The sequence below is a fragment of the Streptomyces sp. NPDC085524 genome, assembly GCF_044541755.1.
Lineage (GTDB): Bacteria > Actinomycetota > Actinomycetes > Streptomycetales > Streptomycetaceae > Streptomyces.
The window spans coordinates 375,448-394,517 of sequence record NZ_JBITTH010000003.1; the positions used below are offsets into that span (position 1 = coordinate 375,448).

Annotated in this window: 12 protein-coding genes and 1 pseudogene; 8 read left to right on the forward strand and 5 right to left on the reverse strand. The window is 72.3% G+C overall.

Annotated elements, in window-relative coordinates; genetic code table 11:
- The first annotated feature begins 29 nt into the window (after positions 1-29).
- Together ACIGFK_RS06675 and ACIGFK_RS06680 are read left to right on the forward strand one after the other, a co-directional pair.
- A complete protein-coding gene (locus ACIGFK_RS06675; protein ID WP_376659075.1) occupies positions 30-1,712 on the forward strand; it encodes a thiamine pyrophosphate-binding protein in 1,683 nt (560 codons plus the stop codon).
- 153 nt (positions 1,713-1,865) lie between these two features.
- Entirely contained in the window at positions 1,866-5,732 is a 3,867-nt protein-coding gene (locus ACIGFK_RS06680) for an ABC transporter ATP-binding protein (protein ID WP_400050806.1), read from the forward strand.
- Positions 5,733-5,790: 58 nt separating this feature from the next.
- Here ACIGFK_RS06680 and ACIGFK_RS06685 read toward each other — a convergent pair whose 3' ends face one another.
- Entirely contained in the window at positions 5,791-6,345 is a 555-nt protein-coding gene (locus ACIGFK_RS06685; RefSeq protein WP_376659077.1) for an EF-hand domain-containing protein, read from the reverse strand.
- A gap of 98 nt (positions 6,346-6,443) precedes the next feature.
- Here ACIGFK_RS06685 and ACIGFK_RS06690 point away from each other — a divergent pair, with 98 nt between their 5' ends.
- The 3 genes from ACIGFK_RS06690 to ACIGFK_RS06700 all read left to right on the forward strand — a co-directional run bounded on the left by ACIGFK_RS06690 (position 6,444) and on the right by ACIGFK_RS06700 (position 10,088).
- Positions 6,444-8,033: an aldehyde dehydrogenase family protein gene (locus ACIGFK_RS06690; protein WP_400050808.1), complete on the forward strand. Its 1,590-nt coding sequence runs from the start codon at positions 6,444-6,446 to the stop codon at positions 8,031-8,033.
- A gap of 144 nt (positions 8,034-8,177) precedes the next feature.
- Positions 8,178-8,558 carry a hypothetical protein gene (locus ACIGFK_RS06695; protein WP_400050810.1) on the forward strand — a complete coding sequence of 127 codons (381 nt, stop codon included), beginning with the start codon at positions 8,178-8,180 and terminating at the stop codon, positions 8,556-8,558.
- A gap of 84 nt (positions 8,559-8,642) precedes the next feature.
- Positions 8,643-10,088: a S28 family serine protease gene (locus ACIGFK_RS06700; protein ID WP_400050812.1), complete on the forward strand. Its 1,446-nt coding sequence runs from the start codon at positions 8,643-8,645 to the stop codon at positions 10,086-10,088.
- Positions 10,089-10,114: 26 nt separating this feature from the next.
- Here the strand turns inward: ACIGFK_RS06700 and ACIGFK_RS06705 are convergent, their stop codons facing one another.
- Positions 10,115-11,890 carry a glycoside hydrolase family 3 protein gene (locus tag ACIGFK_RS06705; protein ID WP_400050814.1) on the reverse strand — a complete coding sequence of 592 codons (1,776 nt, stop codon included), beginning with the start codon at positions 11,888-11,890 and terminating at the stop codon, positions 10,115-10,117.
- A 67-nt stretch (positions 11,891-11,957) separates the two neighbouring features.
- Positions 11,958-12,857 carry a LysR family transcriptional regulator gene (locus ACIGFK_RS06710; RefSeq protein WP_376659082.1) on the reverse strand — a complete coding sequence of 300 codons (900 nt, stop codon included), beginning with the start codon at positions 12,855-12,857 and terminating at the stop codon, positions 11,958-11,960.
- Between the two features lie 82 nt (positions 12,858-12,939).
- Here ACIGFK_RS06710 and ACIGFK_RS06715 point away from each other — a divergent pair, with 82 nt between their 5' ends.
- Complete coding sequence (locus ACIGFK_RS06715; RefSeq protein ID WP_400050816.1) at positions 12,940-13,890, forward strand: EamA family transporter; 951 nt, start codon at positions 12,940-12,942, stop codon at positions 13,888-13,890.
- On the opposite strand, the pseudogene ACIGFK_RS06720 reads toward ACIGFK_RS06715, so the two are convergent.
- Positions 13,796-14,293, reverse strand: a pseudogene (locus tag ACIGFK_RS06720) (GNAT family N-acetyltransferase); the annotation flags it as partial. The gene ACIGFK_RS06715 and the pseudogene ACIGFK_RS06720 sit on opposite strands and share 95 nt — an antisense overlap.
- Positions 14,294-14,344: 51 nt before the next feature.
- Positions 14,345-14,851, reverse strand: coding sequence for a DUF937 domain-containing protein (locus ACIGFK_RS06725; protein ID WP_400050818.1), 507 nt, complete (start codon positions 14,849-14,851; stop codon positions 14,345-14,347).
- A gap of 257 nt (positions 14,852-15,108) precedes the next feature.
- Between ACIGFK_RS06725 and ACIGFK_RS06730 the strand changes: the two genes are divergently transcribed.
- Positions 15,109-17,355, forward strand: coding sequence for an ATP-dependent RecD-like DNA helicase (locus tag ACIGFK_RS06730; protein WP_376659085.1), 2,247 nt, complete (start codon positions 15,109-15,111; stop codon positions 17,353-17,355).
- Positions 17,356-17,537: 182 nt separating this feature from the next.
- The gene (locus tag ACIGFK_RS06735; protein WP_376659086.1) at positions 17,538-18,827 is read left to right on the forward strand and encodes a citrate synthase; all 1,290 of its coding nucleotides are present in this window, start codon (positions 17,538-17,540) and stop codon (positions 18,825-18,827) included.
- The last annotated feature ends 243 nt before the right edge of the window (positions 18,828-19,070 follow it).

Sequence of the window (19,070 nt, forward strand, 5' to 3'; positions counted from 1 at the left end):
GCAGCACGGCACGAAGGGCACGCACGCACGTGACGCACGACCACGACCTGGTACTCCGTCCCACCGAAGCCCAGACGGCGGCCGCACTCGCGCCGCCGCCCGGGCGGACGGGCGGGGACCTGGTCGTGGAATCGCTGCGCTCGCTCGGCGCGACCACCGTGTTCGGCCTGCCCGGGCAGCACGCCCTCGGCCTCTTCGACGCGGTCGGCCGCTCCGACCTCCGCCTGGTCGGGCTCCGTACGGAGAACAACGCGGCCTTCGCCGCCGACGCGTACGGCCGGCTCACCGGCGAGGCGGCCCCGCTGCTCCTGTCGACCGGCCCGGGCGCGCTCATGGCGCTGCCGGCCCTCGCCGAGGCGGCGGCGGCATCGGCCCCCGTCCTGGCGATCTCCTCCCAGGTCCCGACCCCGGGCCTGGGCGGCGGCCGGCGCGGCCACCTGCACGAGCTCCGGGACCAGGCCGCCTCCTTCCGCGAGGTGGTGAAGTCGGTCCACACCGCCCGGACCCCCTCCCAGATCCCCTCCGTCATCGCGGAGGCCTGGGAGTCGGCGCTGACCGCCCCGCACGGCCCCGTCTGGGTGGAGATCCCCGAGGACGTGCTGCGCGCGGAGACGCTCATCCCGCAGGTCACCGGCGTGGACGCGACCCCGCACGAGTCGGCCCCCCGGCCGGAGCTCACCGCGCTGGCCGCCCACTGGCTGTCGAAGGCCGAGCGCCCGGTGATCATCGCGGGCGGCGGGGTCGTCCGCGCCGACGCCTCCGGCAAGCTGAGGCAGCTGGCGGAACGCCTGAACGCCCCCGTCGTCACCACCTTCGGCGGCAAGGGCGCCTTCCCCTGGACGCACCCGCTGTCACTCCAGTCCTGGCTGGAGGACCGCCACATGACGGACTTCCTCGAGGACGCCGACGTCCTGCTCGTCGTCGGCTCGGGCCTGGGCGAGCTGTCCTCGAACTACCACACGTTCTTCCCCACCGGCCGGGTCGTCCAGATCGAGGCCGACCTCGGCAAGCTGGAGTCCAACCACCCGGCCCTCGGCATCCACGCCGACGCCCGCCTCGCCCTCCAGGCCCTCCTGGAAACCGTGGAGCCCCGGCAGGACGACGCGGCCCCCGAACGGGTCCGCGCACTCCTCGCCGCGATCGCGGAGCGCCTCGCCCCGCAGGACGTCGCCCTGGAGCAGCAGCTCCTGGCCTCGATCCGCGCGGCCCTCCCGCCCCGCTCCCCGTCCTTCTGGGACATGACGATCCTGTCGTACTGGGCCTGGTCCGCCTTCGACGCCAAGCACCCCAACACCATGCACTCGGCGCAGGGCGCGGGCGGCCTCGGCTACGCCTTCCCCGCCGCGCTCGGGGCCTGCGTGGCCGAGCCGGGCACCCCGGTCCTGGCGGTCTCGGGCGACGGCGGCGCGATGTACTCGGTCTCCGACCTGGCGACCGCCCGCCAGCACGACCTCGACGTCACCTGGCTGATCGTGGACGACGGCGGCTACGGCATCCTGCGCGAGTACATGACCGACTCCTTCGGCCGCGCCACGGCCACGGAGCTGACCCGTCCCGACTTCGTGGCCCTCGCGGAGTCCTTCGGCGTCCCGGCCGCCACGACGAGCCCGGAGACCCTGAAGGACGACCTCGAGAAGGCCCTCGCCGCCCCCGGCCCCTCGGTCCTCGTCCTCCCGGCCACCCTCAGGATGTTCGCGCCGACCCACGTCTAGGACCCGGGCGCGCCCGAGGCCCTGCGCATTCGGGCGCCGCCCGGGTGCGCCGGAGGCTCCGGGCGTACACGTTCGAATTGTTGCGGCGGGATGAAATCCGCCGGTCGGGGCGTTGGCGCTTCCGGCAGGACAGGACGAACGGGGAGGCCTCACGTGGCGGCGGCAGAGACAGCGGCTGGGGAAGAACAGGGGTGGGGCAGGCGGCTTGCCGCCTACACCTGGCGCTACAAGGCCAATGTGCTGCTCGCGCTCGGGTCCTCCCTGGCCGGCATGGCCGTCATGGCGCTCGTACCGCTGGTCACCAAGGTGATCATCGACGACGTCATCGGCGACCGGAGCAAGCCCATGGGGCCCTGGGCGGCGATGCTCATCGGCGCGGCCGTCCTCGTCTACGGCCTGACCTACGTGCGCCGCTACTACGGCGGGCGGCTCGCACTCGACGTGCAGCACGACCTGCGCACCGACATGTACGACACCATCGCCCGCCTCGACGGGCGGCGGCAGGACGAGCTGTCCACCGGACAGGTCATCGGGCGGGCCACCAGCGACCTGCAGCTGATCCAGGGCCTGCTCTTCATGCTGCCCATGACCATCGGGAACTTCCTGCTCTTCGGGATATCCCTCGGGATCATGCTGGCGCTCTCCCCGCTGCTGACCCTCGTCGCGCTGCTCATGGCGCCCGCGCTCTGGTTCATCGCCAAGCGCAGCCGCAAGAAGCTCTTCCCCGCCACCTGGTGGGCCCAGGGCCAGGCCGCCGCCGTCGCGACCGTCGTCGACGGGGCCGTGACCGGCGTACGCGTGGTCAAGGGCTTCGGGCAGGAGCAGCAGGAGAGCGGCAAGCTGCGCGAGGCCGGCCGCAGGCTGTTCGCCGGCCGGATGCGCACCATCCGGCTGAACTCGCGCTACACCCCCGCCCTCCAGGCCGTACCCGCCCTCGGGCAGGTCGCGATGCTGGCCCTCGGCGGATGGATGGCCACCAACGGGCACATCACCCTCGGTACCTTCGTGGCCTTCTCGACCTACCTCGCCCAGCTCGTCGGACCCGTGCGCATGCTCGCCATGGTCCTGACCGTCGGCCAGCAGGCCCGCGCCGGTGTGGAGCGGGTCTTCGAGCTCATCGACACCGAGCCCGAGATCCGCGAGGGCGCGGACGAACTGCCCGCCGACGCGCCCGCGACCGTCGAGTTCGAGGACGTCCGCTTCGGCTACGACCCCGAGCGGCCCGTCCTCGACGGGTTCTCGCTGTCCGTCGCGGAGGGCGAGACCGTCGCCGTCGTCGGCGCCTCCGGAAGCGGCAAGTCCACCGTCTCGCTGCTGCTCCCCCGGTTCTACGACGCCGACCACGGCACCGTCCGCGTCGGCGGGCACGACGTCCGCGAGCTGACCTACGCCTCGCTGCGCGGGGCGATCGGGCTCGTGCCCGAGGACTCGTTCCTGTTCTCCGACACCATCCGGGCGAACGTCGCCTACGGGCACCCGGAGGCCACCGAGGACCAGATCCGGGCCGCCGCACGCGCCGCGCAGGCCGAAGGGTTCATCGAGGCGCTGCCCGCCGGGTACGACACCAAGGTGGGCGAGCAGGGGCTCACCCTCTCCGGAGGCCAGCGCCAGCGCATCGCACTGGCCCGCGCGATCCTCACCGACCCCCGGCTGCTGCTCCTCGACGACGCCACCTCCGCCGTCGACGCCCGCGTCGAGCACGAGATCCACGAGGCCCTGCGCTCCGTCATGGCGGGCCGGACCACCCTGCTGATCGCCCACCGCCGCTCCACGCTCGCGCTCGCCGACCGAATAGCCGTACTGGAGCACGGGCGGCTCGCCGACATCGGCACGCACGAGGAACTGGAGCGCAGGTCCCCGCTCTACCGGCGGCTGCTCACCGACCCCGACGCCCTCGGCGCGGGCTCCCCGCGCACCCCGGACGCCCCCGCCATGGCCGAGTTCGAGCGCGACCTGGAACGGGACCTGGAACGGGACCTCGAGCTCGAAGCGGAGATCGACTCCGAGCCCGTCAACGCCAAGCGCCGCGTCGTGGACGGGGTGACCCCCGAGCTCTGGCGGCGGGAGGACGCCCAGGACGCCGGCGCCGCCCAGGGGACCGGCACGAAGACGCCCGCCGCCGCGGGCGGCGCCCCCGGCGCCGGGCACTCCATGGCAGGCGCCGTCGCCGGCATGCCCGCCACCCCCGAACTGCTCGCGCAGGTGGCCGCGCTGCCGCCCGCGGACGACGAGCCCGCCGTGGACGAGGACCGCGCCGCGGCCGCCGAGGAGAGCTACGGCCTGCGCCGCCTGCTCCGCGGCTTCTGGGCGCCGCTCGCCGTCAGCCTCGCCCTCGTCGCCCTCGACGCGGGCGCCGGACTGCTCCTGCCGATCCTGATCCGGCACGGCATCGACAAGGGCGTGGAGCAGGCGGCCCTCGGCGCCGTCTGGGTGGCCGCGGGTCTCGCGCTCGCCGTCGTCGTCGCGCAGTGGGCCGCGCAGTTCGCCGAGACCCGGATGACCGGCCGTACCGGCGAGCGCGTGCTGTACTCGCTCCGCGTCAAGATCTTCGCGCAGCTCCAGCGCCTCGGCCTCGACTACTACGAGCGCGAGCTGACCGGCAAGATCATGACCCGGATGACCACGGACGTGGACTCGCTGTCCAGCTTCCTGCAGACCGGGCTCGTCACCGCCGTCGTCTCCGTGTTCACCTTCTTCGGGATCCTGATCGCCCTGCTCGTCCTCGACGTCGAGCTGGCACTGATCGTCTTCGCGACCCTCCCGGTGCTCGTCGTCGGCACGATCGTGTTCCGGCGCAAGTCCGTGGCCGCCTACGAGCTCGCCCGGGACCGGGTCAGCCTGGTCAACGCCGACCTCCAGGAGTCCGTGTCCGGGCTGCGCATCGTCCAGGCCTTCCGCCGCGAGTACGCCGGCGCCGACCGGTTCGCCGAGCGCAGCGACTCGTACCGCGAGGCCAGGGTCCGCGGGCAGTGGCTGATATCGGTGTACTTCCCCTTCGTCCAGCTGCTGTCCTCGGGCGCGGCCGCGGCCGTGCTGATCGTGGGCGCGGGCCGGGTGGAGGCCGGGACGCTGACCACGGGCGCGCTCGTCGCGTACCTGCTCTACATCGACCTGTTCTTCGCCCCGGTCCAGCAGCTCTCCCAGGTCTTCGACGGCTACCAGCAGGCGACCGTCTCCCTCGGCCGCATCCAGCAGCTGCTGCGCGAGCCCACCACCACCCCGCCCGCCGAGACGCCCCGCGAGGTGCGGGAGCTGCGCGGGGAGATCGCCTTCGAGGACGTCCGCTTCCAGTACGGGACGGCCGAGGAGCGGGGCGAGAAGGGTGAGGCGCTGGCCGGGATCAGCCTGCGGATACCCGCCGGGCAGACCGTCGCCTTCGTCGGCGAGACCGGGGCCGGCAAGTCCACGCTGGTCAAGATGGTGGCCCGGTTCTACGACCCCACCTCGGGCCGGGTCACCGCGGACGGCACCGACCTGCGGGAGCTCGACCTGACCGGCTACCGCCACCGGCTGGGCGTCGTCCCCCAGGAGCCGTACCTCTTCCCGGGGACGGTCCGCGACGCCATCGCCTACGGGAAGCCCGACGCCGGCGACGCGGAGGTGGAGGCCGCCGCCCGCGCGGTCGGTGCCCACGACATGATCGCCACCCTCGACGGCGGCTACCTGCACACGGTCGCCGAGCGCGGGCGCAACCTCTCCGCCGGGCAGCGCCAGTTGATCGCGCTGGCCCGCGCGGAGCTCGTCGACCCGGACGTGCTGCTGCTCGACGAGGCCACCGCGGCCCTGGACCTCGCCACCGAGGCCCAGGTCAACCAGGCCACCGACCGCCTCGCCGGCAAGCGCACCACCCTGGTGGTGGCTCACCGGCTGACCACCGCGGCCCGCGCCGACCGGGTGGTGGTCATGGACCGCGGCCGGGTCGTGGAGGACGGCAGCCACGCCGAACTCCTGGCGCGCGGCGGCCGGTACGCCGAACTGTGGCGCACCTTCGTCGGGGAGGACGAGCGGGCCGCGGCCTAGCCGCCGCCCGGGCCCGGGCTCAGGCCCGGGCTCAGGCCCGGGCTCAGGCCTTCAGGGCTCAGAGCTCGCCGAAGAGCAGGTTGCCGGGGGCGTCCTCGTCGCTGCCCGTGTAGTACTCGCGGACGGCGTCGAGGAGCTCGTCCACCGACAGGTAGCCGTCGTGGTTCTTGTCGATCCTCGAGAACAGGGCCTCCGCGTCGGCCCGTTCCAGCTCGGTGTCGAAGGCGCTCTGGGCCTTGAGGAACTCCTCGGGGCTGATCCGCCCGTCGCCGTTGGTGTCCACGATCGTGAGGATCGCCTCGACCATCGGCCGGAAGGACCGGTCGTAGGCCGGGCCGCCGTCCTTGTACAGCCGGGTCATGCCCAGGGAGTACTCCTCGGGCGTGAGCTTGCCGTCCCGGTCCACGTCCAGCTCGGTGAAGAGCTCCTGCCAGAAGTCGACCAGCCCGCCCATCACCGCGGTGGCCTTCGGAGAGGTCGCCGGCTCTCCGAGGGCCGACAGCAGCCGGGAGCCGAGCGCGATGATGTCGTGCTCGTCGATCACGCCGCTGTTGTCGGCGTCCAGGTGCGTGAAGGCGCGCTCCAGCTTGCGGTCGAGCAGGTCGGTCGTCATGTCATGGCCTTTCATGGCTACGTCGTGCGGTCGATCGGTCACCTAGCGTAGTGTCCGCCGTGGTCGTGCAATCTCGTTCTGCCGCTGGGAAGTTGTGTATGCACTCTTACGAGGTATGGGTCGCCGGTGCCGAGGAGCCCGGGACGCGCTGGGTCCACCAGCCCCGGGTGGGCCGGCTCCTGCGCGAGCCCTTCCGGGTCCTGGGCCTCAAGGCGCGGCTGGAGCGCGGCGAGGAACTCCCGTACGACGAGGGGCTGATGGCCGGCAGGGTCGCCATGTCCGCCCCCGAGCAGGGACTGCGGGCCCTGGCCGCCGCGCGCGCCGCGCAGCCCGGCTGGTCCCGGGTGCCCCTGGAGGACCGGCTGGAGCTGCTGCACGGGGTCTACCGGGCCGTCGTCGACCGGCGCGCCGAGCTGGTCGACCTGCTGGTCGCCGAGGGCCACCCCGTGCGGCTGGCCGCCTGGGAAGTGGCCTCCGTGGCCTGCGCGTTCCACCCCGACTCCGTCGCCGACTTCACCGACCAGCTGGTGCGGCCGGAGCGGACCTCGGCGGGCCGGCGGATCCGCATGGTCCGCAAGCCGGACGGGGTGGTGTGCCTGAGCCCGCCGCGCAACGCCCCGACCTCCAACTCCTTCTACGGGGTCCTGGTGCTGGCCGCCGGCAACAGCCTGGTCGTCAACGCGCCGCCGACCGCCCCGCTCGGGGTCGCCTTCGTCTACCGGGAGATCGTGGCCCCCCTCCTGGAGCGGCTCGGCGCCCCGCCCGGCGCCCTGAGCGTGCTGTCGACGCACGCCCGCGCCGCGATGCGGCAGTGGCTGGACAGCCCCGACTGCGACGACGTCGTCTTCTTCGGAGGGTCGGAGCAGGGCCTCAAACTGGAGCGGGAATGCGTCGCCGCGGGCAAGAAGCCCGTGCTCGAACTCTCCGGGAACGACGGCGTGCTCGTGTGGGCCGACGCCGAGGTCGATCTCGCTGCGCGCGCCCTGTGCGAGCGGTACTACGGCTCCGGGCAGATCTGCATGACCCCGAAGTTCGCGATCGTCCATCCGGAAGTGGCGGACCTGCTGCTGAAGGAGCTGGTGGCGGGGGTGCGCGAGATCCGGCCGGGACCGCCCGAGGACCCGGACACGGTGCTGAGCCCGGTGGTCAAGCGGGCCGAGTTCACCGAGTACCTCGACGAGGTGCTGGCGGCCGGCGGGGAGCTGCTGTGCGGCGGCGAGTTCGTCGACGTGGACGACGTGCCGGCCGCCGCCGGGCCCTTCATCCGCCCCGCCGTCATCCGCGTGGACGGCCTGGAGGCGGCCGCCCGGCTGCGCGCGTTCCGCGAGGAGACCTTCTTCCCGCTGCTGTGCGTGGTCGTGCCCGGGGCGCCGCTGCGGATCGAGGACGCCTTCGGCTTCCTCAACGCCAACCGGTACGGGCTGCGCAACTCCCTGTGGGCGCAGGACGAGCAGGTCGTCGAGCGGTTCTGCGCGGAGGTGGCCAACGGCGGGATGCTGAAGGTCAACGACTCGCACATCGGCTGCCTGCCGGTGCTCCCGTACAACGGCGGCACGGGCGCCACGGGCGGGATCTTCGGCGAGGCCAACCAGCCCGCCGTGCGCACCACGCACTTGCAGTCGATCGCCGTCGCCACCCTGGTCCGGCCCCGCTCGTCGGTCTTCGACCACGCCGCCGGTGTGATGTGAACCGCACGTGAACCGGGCCTCGGGTGCCCTTGCCCGCCGCAACCTTCCCGGTGGCCCGGGCGTCGTACGTGCGTGTGCTCGTTGTACGTACGACCGATGGGGGACAGAGTGGTCGAGGGGTGGCGGGGGCGCGGTCGGAGGGCCGTGTCCCTCGGGATGTTCACGGCGGCGCTGTGGCTGTGCGTCGGCGGGCTGTTCACGGGGACGGCCGCGCACGCGGCCCAGGACGGGGCCGGGTCCGGGCTCTGCGGGGGCCGTCTCGTGCGGACCGTGCCGTTCGAGACGGGTGAGGTGCGCATGTACAAGACCCGTACGCAGGCCTGCGCGCTGGCCGTGGCGCGGGTCCCGGGGCAGCGCCGGCAGATGGCGGTGAGCATCCAGCCGCGCGGCGGAGCCCCGGTGCGCGATGCGGGGCGGTTCACCCGGCATGCCGGCCCCGTCACGGTCGGCGCGATCAACCGGTGCGTGTACGTAAAGGGGGGTGTGGGGGCCGGATCGGCCGACTCCGGCTGGATCCTGTGCTGAGGGAGCGGCCCAACTGGGTCTGGTCAGCGGCGCGTTGACCCCGCTAGGTTCACGGCGACCGAAGTGAACTCAAGGGGAGGGTGAATGCGCAAGACGCTCGGATGGCTGCTGTCGCTCGTGGTGCTGATCGGCACCATGGGCGCGGCCGGCTTCACGGCGCAAGCGGCCACAGCCGCGGAGCCGGCCGCCGCCGCGGACATCAAGGACCGGATCCTCGGCATTCCGGGGATGAGTCTGATCGAGGAGAAGCCGTACCCCGGCTACCGCTTCTTCGTACTGAACTACGAGCAGCCGGTCGACCACCGGCAGCCGTGGAAGGGCACCTTCAAGCAGCGCCTGACCCTGCTGCACAAGGACGAGTCGCGCCCGACGGTGTTCTTCACCTCCGGCTACAACGTCAACACCAACCCGCGCCGCAGTGAGCCGACGACCATCGTCGATGGCAACCAGGTGTCGCTGGAGTATCGATTCTTCACGCCCTCGCGGCCCGACCCGGCCCACTGGGACGACCTGACCATCTGGCAGGCCGCCAGCGACCAGCACCGCCTCTTCACCGCCCTGAAGAAGATCTACACGAAGAACTGGCTGGCCACGGGCGGCAGCAAGGGCGGTATGACCGCGACGTACTTCGAGCGCTTCTACCCGCGCGACATGGACGGCGTCGTCGCGTACGTCGCGCCCAACGACGTCGTCAACAAGGAGGACTCGGCCTACGACCGGTTCTTCGCGGGCGTCGGCACCAAGGAGTGCCGCGACGAGCTGAACGCGGTGCAGCGCGAGGCGCTCGTACGCCGTGAGCCGCTGGAGGCCAAGTACGCGGCCGCGGCCGCCGAGAACGGCTGGACCTTCACCACCGTCGGCAGCCTCGACAAGGCCTACGAGGCCGTCGTGCTCGACTACGTGTGGGCCTTCTGGCAGTACAGCCTGCTCGCCGACTGCGCCACGATCCCCGCCGCCGCCACAGCGAGCGACCAGGAGATCTGGGACACGGTCGACGCGATCTCCGGCTTCTCCGCCTACGCCGACCAGGGCCTGGAGACGTACACGCCGTACTACTACCAGGCGGGCACCCAGCTCGGCTCCCCGGACATCAAGCAGGCGCACCTGGCGGGCCTCAGCCGCTACGGCTACCAGCCGCCGCGCAACTTCGTGCCCCGCGACATCCCGATGACCTTCCAGCCGGCGGCCATGCGGGACGTGGACAACTGGGTCCGCAAGAACGCGAACCAGATGCTGTTCGTGTACGGGCAGAACGACCCGTGGGGCGCCGAGCCGTTCCACCTCGGCTACGGGGTGCGCGACAGCTACGTCATGATCGCGCCGGGCGCCAACCACGGGGCCAACGTCGCCAAGCTCCTCGACGGCGAGAAGGCGCTGGCCACCGCGAAGATCCAGCAGTGGGCCGGGGTGGCCCCGGCCGCCGCGCCCTCTCTCGCGGGCGGCGCGGTGTCGGCGGCGCAGCCGCTGGCGGCGCCGGACGCGGTGCTGGACCAGCCGGAAACGCGGCGGGACCAGCAGCTGCGGCGGTAGGCCGCGGGGCCGCGGCCTGACGCCCTTCAGTACGTCAGGCCGTGGCCCAGCGGGTAGCGGCCCGGCACCGGGACGGGGAGGCGGCCCGATGGCCGTACCGCCCCGGTGAGCACCCGGGCCGCCGCCCGCATCTCCACGTCCGTCCAGGAGTACGTCGCCAGTTCGGCGGCGCAGGCGGGCAGCCGCGCCGGGTCGTACGGATTGCGGACCGCCAGCAGGACCACCGGCACCCCGGTGGCCAGCAGGTCCGCGACCAGCGTGCGCTGGGCGCTCTCCCCTTCGGGGACGTTGTACGTGCACACGAGCACCGCCGCCTGCCCCGCCGCGGCCGCCACCGCGCGGGCGGGCGGCGCCGCCGTCGCCCGGCAGCCCTGCGCGGTCAGCTCCCGCGCCAGAACGGCCGTCGGAGGGCCGGTCGTACCCGTGGGGGAGACCGGGTCCGTCCCCGTGACGAGCAGCCGGGGGGCCTCGCCCGCGTCGAAGGGCAGCAGGCCGGCCGGATTCGCCAGCAGGGTCGTCGTGGCGGCCGCGATCTCGTCCGCCGCGGCGAGGTGGTCGGGAACGCCGACGGTGGCGTCGACCGCGGCATCCGGTTCCCCGGACATCGCCTCGAACAGGCCCCGGCGGGCCTTCAGTTCCAGGATCCGCAGCACGGACTCGTCGATGCGCGCCTCGCTCAGCTCGCCCGCCTCCACGGCCGCCAGGACGCTCCGGTGCGCGAGCGCCAGGTCCGGCGGGTTGAGCAGCTGGTCGCAGCCGGCCAGCAGGGCCAGCACCGGGACGCGTTCGTCCCCGTACTTCTGGCGGACCCCGGCCATGTCCAGGGCGTCGGTCACCACCACGCCCCGGAAGCCCAGGCGTTCGCGCAGGATGCCGGTGACGATGGGCCGGGAGAGGGTCGCCGGGTCGCCCGAGGGATCGAGGGCCGGGAAGACGATGTGGGCGGTCATGACCGCGTCCACGCCCGCCCGCACCGCGGCCCGGAAGGGCGGCTCGTCCAGCTCCTCCCACTGTGCGCGGCTGTGCCGTATCACCGGCAGGCCGACGTGGCTGTCGGTCTCGGTGTCCCCGTGGCCGGGGAAGTGCTTGGCGGTGGCCGCCACGCCCGCGTCCTGGTAGCCGCCGATCTGGGCGGCCGCCAGGGCCGCCACGGCCTGCGGGTCCGACCCGAAGGACCGCACGCCGATCACCGGGTTGGCCGGGTTCACGTTCACGTCCGCCACCGGGGCGTAGTCCTGGCGGATGCCCATCGCGGCGAGCTCGGCACCGGCGATGCGCGCCGAGCGTCCGGCGGCGGCGGTGGAGCCGGCCGCGCCGAGGGCCATCGCTCCGGGGAGGAGGGTCGCGGGCTTGCCGATGCGGGCGACGATGCCGTGCTCCTGGTCGGTGGAGAGCAGGAGCGGGATCCGGGAGCCGGTGGTGCGCGCAGCCTCCTGGAGGCCGGCCGACAGCGCGGCGATCTGGTGCGGGGTGCGGGTGTTGTGGGCCCAGGCGAAGTAGATGATCCCGCCGAGGTGGTAGCGGGAGACCAGCTCGGCGGCGGTGCGGACGCCGAACAGGGCCAGGTTCTGCTCGGCGTCGGCGGGGTCGGGGTCGGTGGCCGAGTGCCCGTAGACCCGCGAGACGAACAGCTGCCCCACCTTCTCCGCCATGCTCATCCCGCCCAGCACGCGGCGCGCGGCCCTCCCGGGCGGGTGGGGCGCGCGGTGCGCGCCGACGGCGGCGGAGCCGCCCCCGGCGGCCGTGACGGCGGCCACGGCGGCCGCGGCGAGCAGATTCCGGCGCGAGGCGAGGTACGGCACGCGCCGGACCCTACCCCCGCACTCCGGGCCCGGCCGGGCGTGTCGGCGCGTGTCGCGCGGGCGGGGGTCAGGCCGGGGGCCAGTGGGACCGGAGGGTGCGGACGGTTTCCGTGATGGCGGGGCGGCGGGCCGCGCCGGTGCGCCAGAGGGCGTAGAGGCGGCGTACGGGACCCGGTTCGAGGGGGACCGCCACCGCGCCCGCGGGGAGCGGGCCGGTGCCCAGCCGGGGGACCACGGCCACGCCGAGCCCGGCCGCGACCAGCGCGACGATGGTGTGGTTCTCCTCGGCAACGTGCGCGATGTCCGGCTCGAAGCCGGCCGTGCGCAGGGTCCGGACCAGCCAGTCGTGGCAGACCCTCCCCGGCGGCTGGCAGATCCACCGCTCGCTGCCGAGGTCGCCGCGGCGGACGGTCCGGCGGGCGGTGAAGGGGTGGCCGGCCGGGACGATCAGGTCGCAGGGGTCGTCGCCGATGACGGCCTGGTCGATGCCTTCGGGGGCGGGGAGCGGCGCGATGTCCCAGTCGTGGGCCACCGCCAGATCGGTGACGCCGCGGGCCACCAGGTCCACCGAGAGGTGGGGGTCGACCTCGGTGAGGCGGACGTCCAGGGCGGGATGCCGGCCGGCCAGGTCGGCCAGTACGGCCGGCAGCAGCCCGCGGGCCGCCGAGGCGAAGGCGGCCACCGTCAGCAGCCCGCTCGGCAGGCCGCGGCGCTCCTCCAGGGTGGTTTCGGCGCGCTCCACGATCGCCAGCAACTCCTGCGCGGTGGCGGCCAGATGGAGGGCCTCCTCGGTGAGCGCGACCCCGCGGCCGCGGCGTTCCAGGAGGGTGGTGCGGGTCTCCCGCTCCAGCTTGGCGATCTGCTGGGAGACGGCGGAGGGGGTGTAGCCGAGGGCGGCCGCCGCACCCGCGACCGAGCCGTGGACGGAGACGGCGTGCAGGGCGCGGAGCCGGGCGAGGTCGAGCATGGCTCAATCGTAAGCAATGCTTCATCCATCGCGGAAGTGATTCGCGCTGGTGCTTCACGATGGAGGCGCCGATGCTGGTCGCATGCGTCCCGTACACACCGCACTCGCCGTGCTCGTCGCCGCCGTCTGGGGCTTCAACTTCGTCGTCATCCAGATCGGGCTGGGCCATTTCCCGCCGCTGCTCCTGTCCGCCCTGCGATTCCTCGTCGCGGCCCTGCCCGCCGTGTTCATCGTCGGGCCGCCCAAGGTCGCCTGGAAGTGGATCGTCGGGGTGGGGCTGGCGCTGGGGGTCGCCAAGTTCGGCCTGCTCTTCACCGGCATGGCCGCCGGGATGCCGGCCGGGCTCAGCTCGCTCGTGCTCCAGATCCAGGCCGTCTTCACCGCCGTCTTCGCTGCCGTCGCCCTGGGTGAACGGCCGGGCTGGGCAAGGGTGTTCGGGATGGGGGTGGCGCTCGCCGGGATCGTGGTGGCCGCCGTGGACGGGGGCGCCGGCGGGCCGGTGTCCGGCTTCGCGCTGGTCGTGGCGGCTGCCGCGTGCTGGGGCGTTTCCAACGTGCTGACCCGCAAGGCCTCGCCGCCCGACGCGCTGAACTTCATGGTGTGGGTGTGCACGGTCCCGGTGCTGCCGCTGGTCGTGCTGTCGCTGCTGTTCGAGGGGCCCGAGCGGGACCTGGCCGCCCTGCGGGGGCTGGACTGGTCCGGGGTGGGCGTCATCGGGTACGTGGCCTGGGTGTCGACCGTGTTCGGGTTCGGGGCCTGGGGGTACCTGCTGCGCCGCTACCCGGCTTCGGCGGTGGCGCCGTTCTCGCTGCTGGTGCCGGTCTTCGGGATGTCCTCGGCGGCCCTGGTACTGGGGGAGTCCGTGTCGGGGCTGCGGTGGGTGGCCGCGGTGCTGCTGGTGGGCGGGGTCGCGCTCACCTCGCTGGCGCCCGCGCGGCTCAGTGGGGGCGGCTCTCCTGGAGCGGAAGCCGCCAGTCCTGGCCCGTCAGGCTCACTCCGTACGAGCGGTGCGGGCGCTCCGCGATCAGTGTGAAGCCCGCCCGCAGGTAGAGCTTGCGGGCCTCGTCGAGCACGTCGTTGGTCCACAGGACGAGTTCGCGGTAGCCGACCGAGCGGGCGAAGTCGATCACCGCGGAGACCAGGTCCGTGCCGATGCCGCGGCCCCGGCCCTCCGGGTCGACGAGGAGGAGCCGCAGCCGGGCGGTGCCGGGAGTGCTCTCCTCCCGTACGCACATCACGGAGCCGACGGGGCGGCCGTCCAGTTCGGCGATCCACACCCGCTCCAGGTAGGGATCGTGGTCCTGGGCGAAGTCGGCGACGATCCGGGCCACCATGCCCTCGAAGTCGCTGTTCCATCCGTACTCGGCGGCGTACAGCGCGCCGTGGCGCTGCACGATCCAGCCCAGGTCTCCCGGTTCGGGGCTTCGGAGCCGCACGTTGTCAGCCATGGGCCCGATTTTATGGCCGTGGGCCGCCGAACGGGTGGGTTACTGCTTCCTGGCGCCGCCCAGGATCTGGCCGAGGAGGTCGCCGAGGCCGCCTTCCGCGGGGGCCGCCGCGGGGGCGCCCGCGCTCGCCTTGCCGGAGGACGCGCGCTTGGCGATGACCGCGAGCAGGACCGGGATCAGCATCTCGATGACCCGGGCGACGGTGGCGGCGGGGATGCCGGTCTTCTTCGAGACGGCGTTGGCCACGGGTTTGCTCGCCTTGGCCAGGACCCCGGCCATCATCCCGCCGCCGAGCAGGCCGCCGAGGCCGCCGCCGAGCGTGGCCACGCCCTGAAGCTGGGGCTCGGCCGCCTCCGCGAAGGCCTGGCGGACCTCGTCGTCCTCGGTGTCGGCCTTCTGCCGGAGGTCGCCGGTCATCGCGCCGACGGTGGTGGCGACGGTGTCGCGCGCGCCCTCGGTGTCGGTGCCGAGGAGCGAGGCGATCTCGTTCAGCCTGTCGTCGCCGAGTTCGCCCAGCACGTCGTCCTGGAAGGAAGATTCGCTCATGCCCGGAACGCTACTTGTGCGGCGATACGGCGGCATCTTGGGTAATGGATTTGCAAAGCTGCGCATCCTGATGCAACCACGCGGGTGCGTTGCGGGTCGTACGTTGCGTCGGTGCTTCCGGGGGAGGATCTGGGGGGATCGGGAAGTCCGACGCGGGAGGGGTAACCGTGAGGGGGTCCGGCCGGAAGGCAGGACCCCCTCAGTGCTGTCGTCCACAGGCCTGACGCGCTGTCGGCGCCGGGCGGTAGTTTCGGGGCATGGCAATGGACGGGGTCGTGCAACTGGCGGTGGTCGAGGGGGTGCTCGAGCGCATCACCTACGCCAACGAGGAGAACGGGTACACGGTCGCCCGGGTCGACACCGGCCGCGGCTCCGGAGACCTGCTCACCGTCGTCGGCTCGCTGCTGGGCGCGCAGCCCGGGGAATCGCTGCGCATGGAGGGGCGCTGGGGCTCCCACCCGCAGTACGGCAAGCAGTTCACCGTGGAGAACTACAAGACGGTGCTCCCGGCGACCATCCAGGGCATCCGCCGCTATCTGGGCTCGGGTCTGATCAAGGGCATCGGGCCGAAGATCGCCGACCGGATTGTGGAGCACTTCGGCACCGACACCCTCGACGTCATCGAGGAGGAGCCGAAGCGGCTGATCGAGGTGCCCGGGCTCGGCCCCAAGCGGACGAAGCTGATCGGCGCCGCCTGGGAGGAGCAGAAGGCGATCAAGGAGGTCATGGTCTTCCTCCAGGGAGTCGGGGTCTCCACCTCCATCGCGGTGCGCATCTACAAGAAGTACGCCGACGCCTCCATCTCGGTGGTGAAGAACCAGCCCTACCGGCTCGCCGCCGACGTGTGGGGCATCGGCTTCCTCACCGCCGACCGCATCGCGCAGGCGGTCGGCATCCCGCACGACAGCCCCGAGCGGGTCAAGGCCGGGCTGCAGTACGCCCTGTCCCAGTCCACCGACCAGGGGCACTGCTTCCTGCCCGAGGACCGGCTCATCGCCGACGGGGTCAAGCTGCTCCAGGTGGACACGGGGCTGGTGATCGACTGCCTGGCGGAGCTCGCCGCCGATCCGGAGGGGGTCGTACGGGAGTCGGTACCGGATCCGCAGGGCGGGCCGGATCCGCTGACCGCCGTGTACCTGGTGCCCTTCCACCGGGCCGAGCTGTCGCTGGTCGGGCAGGTGCGCCGGCTCCTGAACGCGCAGGACGACCGGATGCCCGCCTTCCAGGACGTGGACTGGGACAAGGCGCTGGGCTGGCTCGCCGGCCGGACGGGGGCCGACCTCGCGCCGGAGCAGCGGGACGCGGTCAAGCTGGCGCTGACCCGGCGGGTCGCGGTGCTCACGGGCGGGCCGGGCTGCGGGAAGTCCTTCACCGTGCGCTCGATCGTGGAGCTGGCGCGCGCCAAGAAGGCCAAGGTGGTGCTGGCCGCGCCCACCGGCCGCGCGGCCAAGCGGCTGGCCGAGCTCACCGGGGCGGAGGCCTCCACGGTGCACCGGCTGCTGGAACTCAAGCCGGGCGGTGACGCGGCCTACGACCGGGACCGGCCGCTGGACGCGGACCTGGTCGTGGTGGACGAGGCCTCGATGCTCGACCTCCTGCTGGCCAACAAGCTGGTCAAGGCCGTGGCGCCGGGGGCGCACCTGCTGCTGGTGGGGGATGTGGACCAGCTGCCGTCCGTCGGTGCCGGGGAGGTGCTGCGGGACCTGCTGGCCGAGGGCGGGCCGGTCCCGGCCGTCCGGCTCACCCGGATCTTCCGCCAGGCCCAGCAGTCGGGGGTGGTGACCAACGCCCACCGGATCAACACCGGCGTGCCGCCCCTCACCGACGGGCTGCCGGACTTCTTCCTCTTCCCCGAGGAGGACACCGAGGCGGCGGGCGTGCTCGCCGTGGACGTGGCGGCGCGAAGGATTCCGGCCAGATTCGGGCTCGACCCGCGGCGGGACGTGCAGGTCCTCGCCCCCATGCACCGGGGCCCGGCCGGCGCCGGGAACCTCAACGGCCTGCTCCAGCAGGCCATGACACCGGCCCGGCCGAACCTGCCCGAGAAGCGGTTCGGCGGGCGGGTCTTCCGGGTGGGCGACAAGGTGACCCAGATCCGGAACAACTATGACAAGGGCGCGAACGGGGTCTTCAACGGCACGGTCGGCGTCGTCATCGGCCTGGACCTCGACGAGCAGCGCCTGACGGTGCGGACGGAGGAGGACGAGGAGATCGCCTACGAGTTCGCGGAACTCGACGAGCTCGCCCACGCCTACGCCGTCACCATCCACCGCTCGCAGGGGAGTGAATATCCGGCGGTGGTGATCCCGGTCACCACCGGGGCATGGATGATGCTCCAGCGGAACCTGCTGTATACGGCGGTCACCAGGGCGAAGAAACTGGTCGTCCTCGTCGGGTCCCGCAAGGCCCTCGCCCAGGCGGTGCGTACCGTTTCCGCAGGCAGGAGGTACACGTCCGTGGCGCCGAGGCTGTCCGGCCGGATACCGGTGGGAAACATCACCTAGATGATCGATCATTTGGGGTTCCGCCACTGGTGCGGAGGGTGCAGGATGAACAGCTTGACGGCACTGAGTGCCGTCTGAAGCACCAAAGGCCGACCCCGAGTGCACTCTCCTGCGCCAAATGGGGGAAGGTAGAGGCAGTCAGGGCACCTCGAAGAAGAGGCACTACGTCGGTGAGGGATGACGTGAGCGACAACTCTGTAGTACTCCGGTACGCGGACGGTGAATACACCTACCCGGTGGTCGAGAGCACCGTCGGTGACCAGGGCTTCGACATCTCGAAGCTGCGGGCCCAGACCGGGCTCGTCACCTTGGACAGCGGCTACGGCAACACCGCGGCCTACAAGTCCGCGATTACCTACCTCGACGGTGAGCAGGGCATCCTGCGCTACCGCGGCTACCCGATCGAGCAGCTGGCCGAGCGCTCGTCCTTCATCGAGGTCGCCTACCTGCTGATCAACGGTGAGCTGCCGACCGTCGACCAGCTCGCGTCGTTCCGCAACGAGATCACCCAGCACACGTTGCTGCACGAGGACGTCAAGCGTTTCTACGACGGCTTCCCGCGTGACGCGCACCCGATGGCGATGCTGTCCTCCGTCGTCAGCGCGCTGTCGACGTTCTACCAGGACAGCCACAACCCGTTCGACGAGAAGCAGCGCCACCTCTCGACGATCCGGCTGCTGGCCAAGCTCCCGACGATCGCCGCGTACGCGTACAAGAAGTCGGTCGGCCACCCGGTGGTCTACCCGCGCAACGACCTCGGCTACGTCGAGAACTTCCTGCGCATGACCTTCTCCGTGCCGGCCCAGGAGTACGACCTGGACCCGGTCGTGGTCTCCGCGCTCGACAAGCTGCTCATCCTGCACGCGGACCACGAGCAGAACTGCTCGACCTCCACCGTGCGCCTGGTCGGCTCCTCGCAGGCGAACATGTTCGCCTCGATCTCGGCCGGCATCTCCGCCCTGTGGGGCCCGCTGCACGGCGGCGCCAACCAGTCGGTGCTGGAGATGCTGGAAGGCATCAAGAACGACGGCGGCGACGTCGACGCCTTCATCCGCAAGGTGAAGAACAAGGAAGACGGCGTCCGCCTCATGGGCTTCGGACACCGCGTCTACAAGAGCTTCGACCCCCGGGCGAAGATCATCAAGGCTGCGGCGCACGACGTCCTCTCCTCGCTCGGCAAGAGCGACGAGCTGCTCGACATCGCGCTGAAGCTGGAAGAGCACGCGCTGGCCGACGAGTACTTCGTCTCGCGCAACCTCTACCCGAACGTGGACTTCTACACCGGTCTCATCTACCGGGCCATGGGCTTCCCGACCGAGATGTTCACCGTGCTCTTCGCGCTCGGCCGGCTTCCCGGCTGGATCGCCCAGTGGCAGGAAATGATCAAGGAGCCGGGTTCCCGCATCGGCCGCCCGCGCCAGATCTACACCGGCGAGGTCCTGCGCGACTTCGTGCCGGTAGAGGCCCGCTGACCCGAGGCCCTCGAGGCCCGCAAGGGCCCCCAGGCACACGAAAAGCGCCCCGCCGTCGATCCCCCCACGGGTCGACGGTCGGGGCGCTTTCCTTTTCCCCGGAACGGATTCCCCCCACGGGACCCGAGCCGGGGCGTCAGTGGTGCCGGGACCCGTTCTGCACGGGACGGCCGCTCAAGGCTTCCCGCGGCACGAATCCCGGCCGGCCGATACCCCCGGACGTCCCCCAAGACGTCCTGGCAT

Coding starts and splice junctions, on each gene's coding strand:
- ACIGFK_RS06710 (WP_376659082.1), bottom strand. CDS start 12,857: ATGCTCGACCTCGCCCGGCTCCGCGCCCTGCACGCCGTCTCCGTCCAC.
- ACIGFK_RS06725 (WP_400050818.1), bottom strand. CDS start 14,851: ATGAGCGAATCTTCCTTCCAGGACGACGTGCTGGGCGAACTCGGCGAC.
- ACIGFK_RS06700 (WP_400050812.1), top strand. CDS start 8,643: ATGCGCAAGACGCTCGGATGGCTGCTGTCGCTCGTGGTGCTGATCGGC.
- ACIGFK_RS06730 (WP_376659085.1), top strand. CDS start 15,109: ATGGCAATGGACGGGGTCGTGCAACTGGCGGTGGTCGAGGGGGTGCTC.
- ACIGFK_RS06715 (WP_400050816.1), top strand. CDS start 12,940: ATGCGTCCCGTACACACCGCACTCGCCGTGCTCGTCGCCGCCGTCTGG.
- ACIGFK_RS06690 (WP_400050808.1), top strand. CDS start 6,444: ATGCACTCTTACGAGGTATGGGTCGCCGGTGCCGAGGAGCCCGGGACG.
- ACIGFK_RS06685 (WP_376659077.1), bottom strand. CDS start 6,345: ATGACGACCGACCTGCTCGACCGCAAGCTGGAGCGCGCCTTCACGCAC.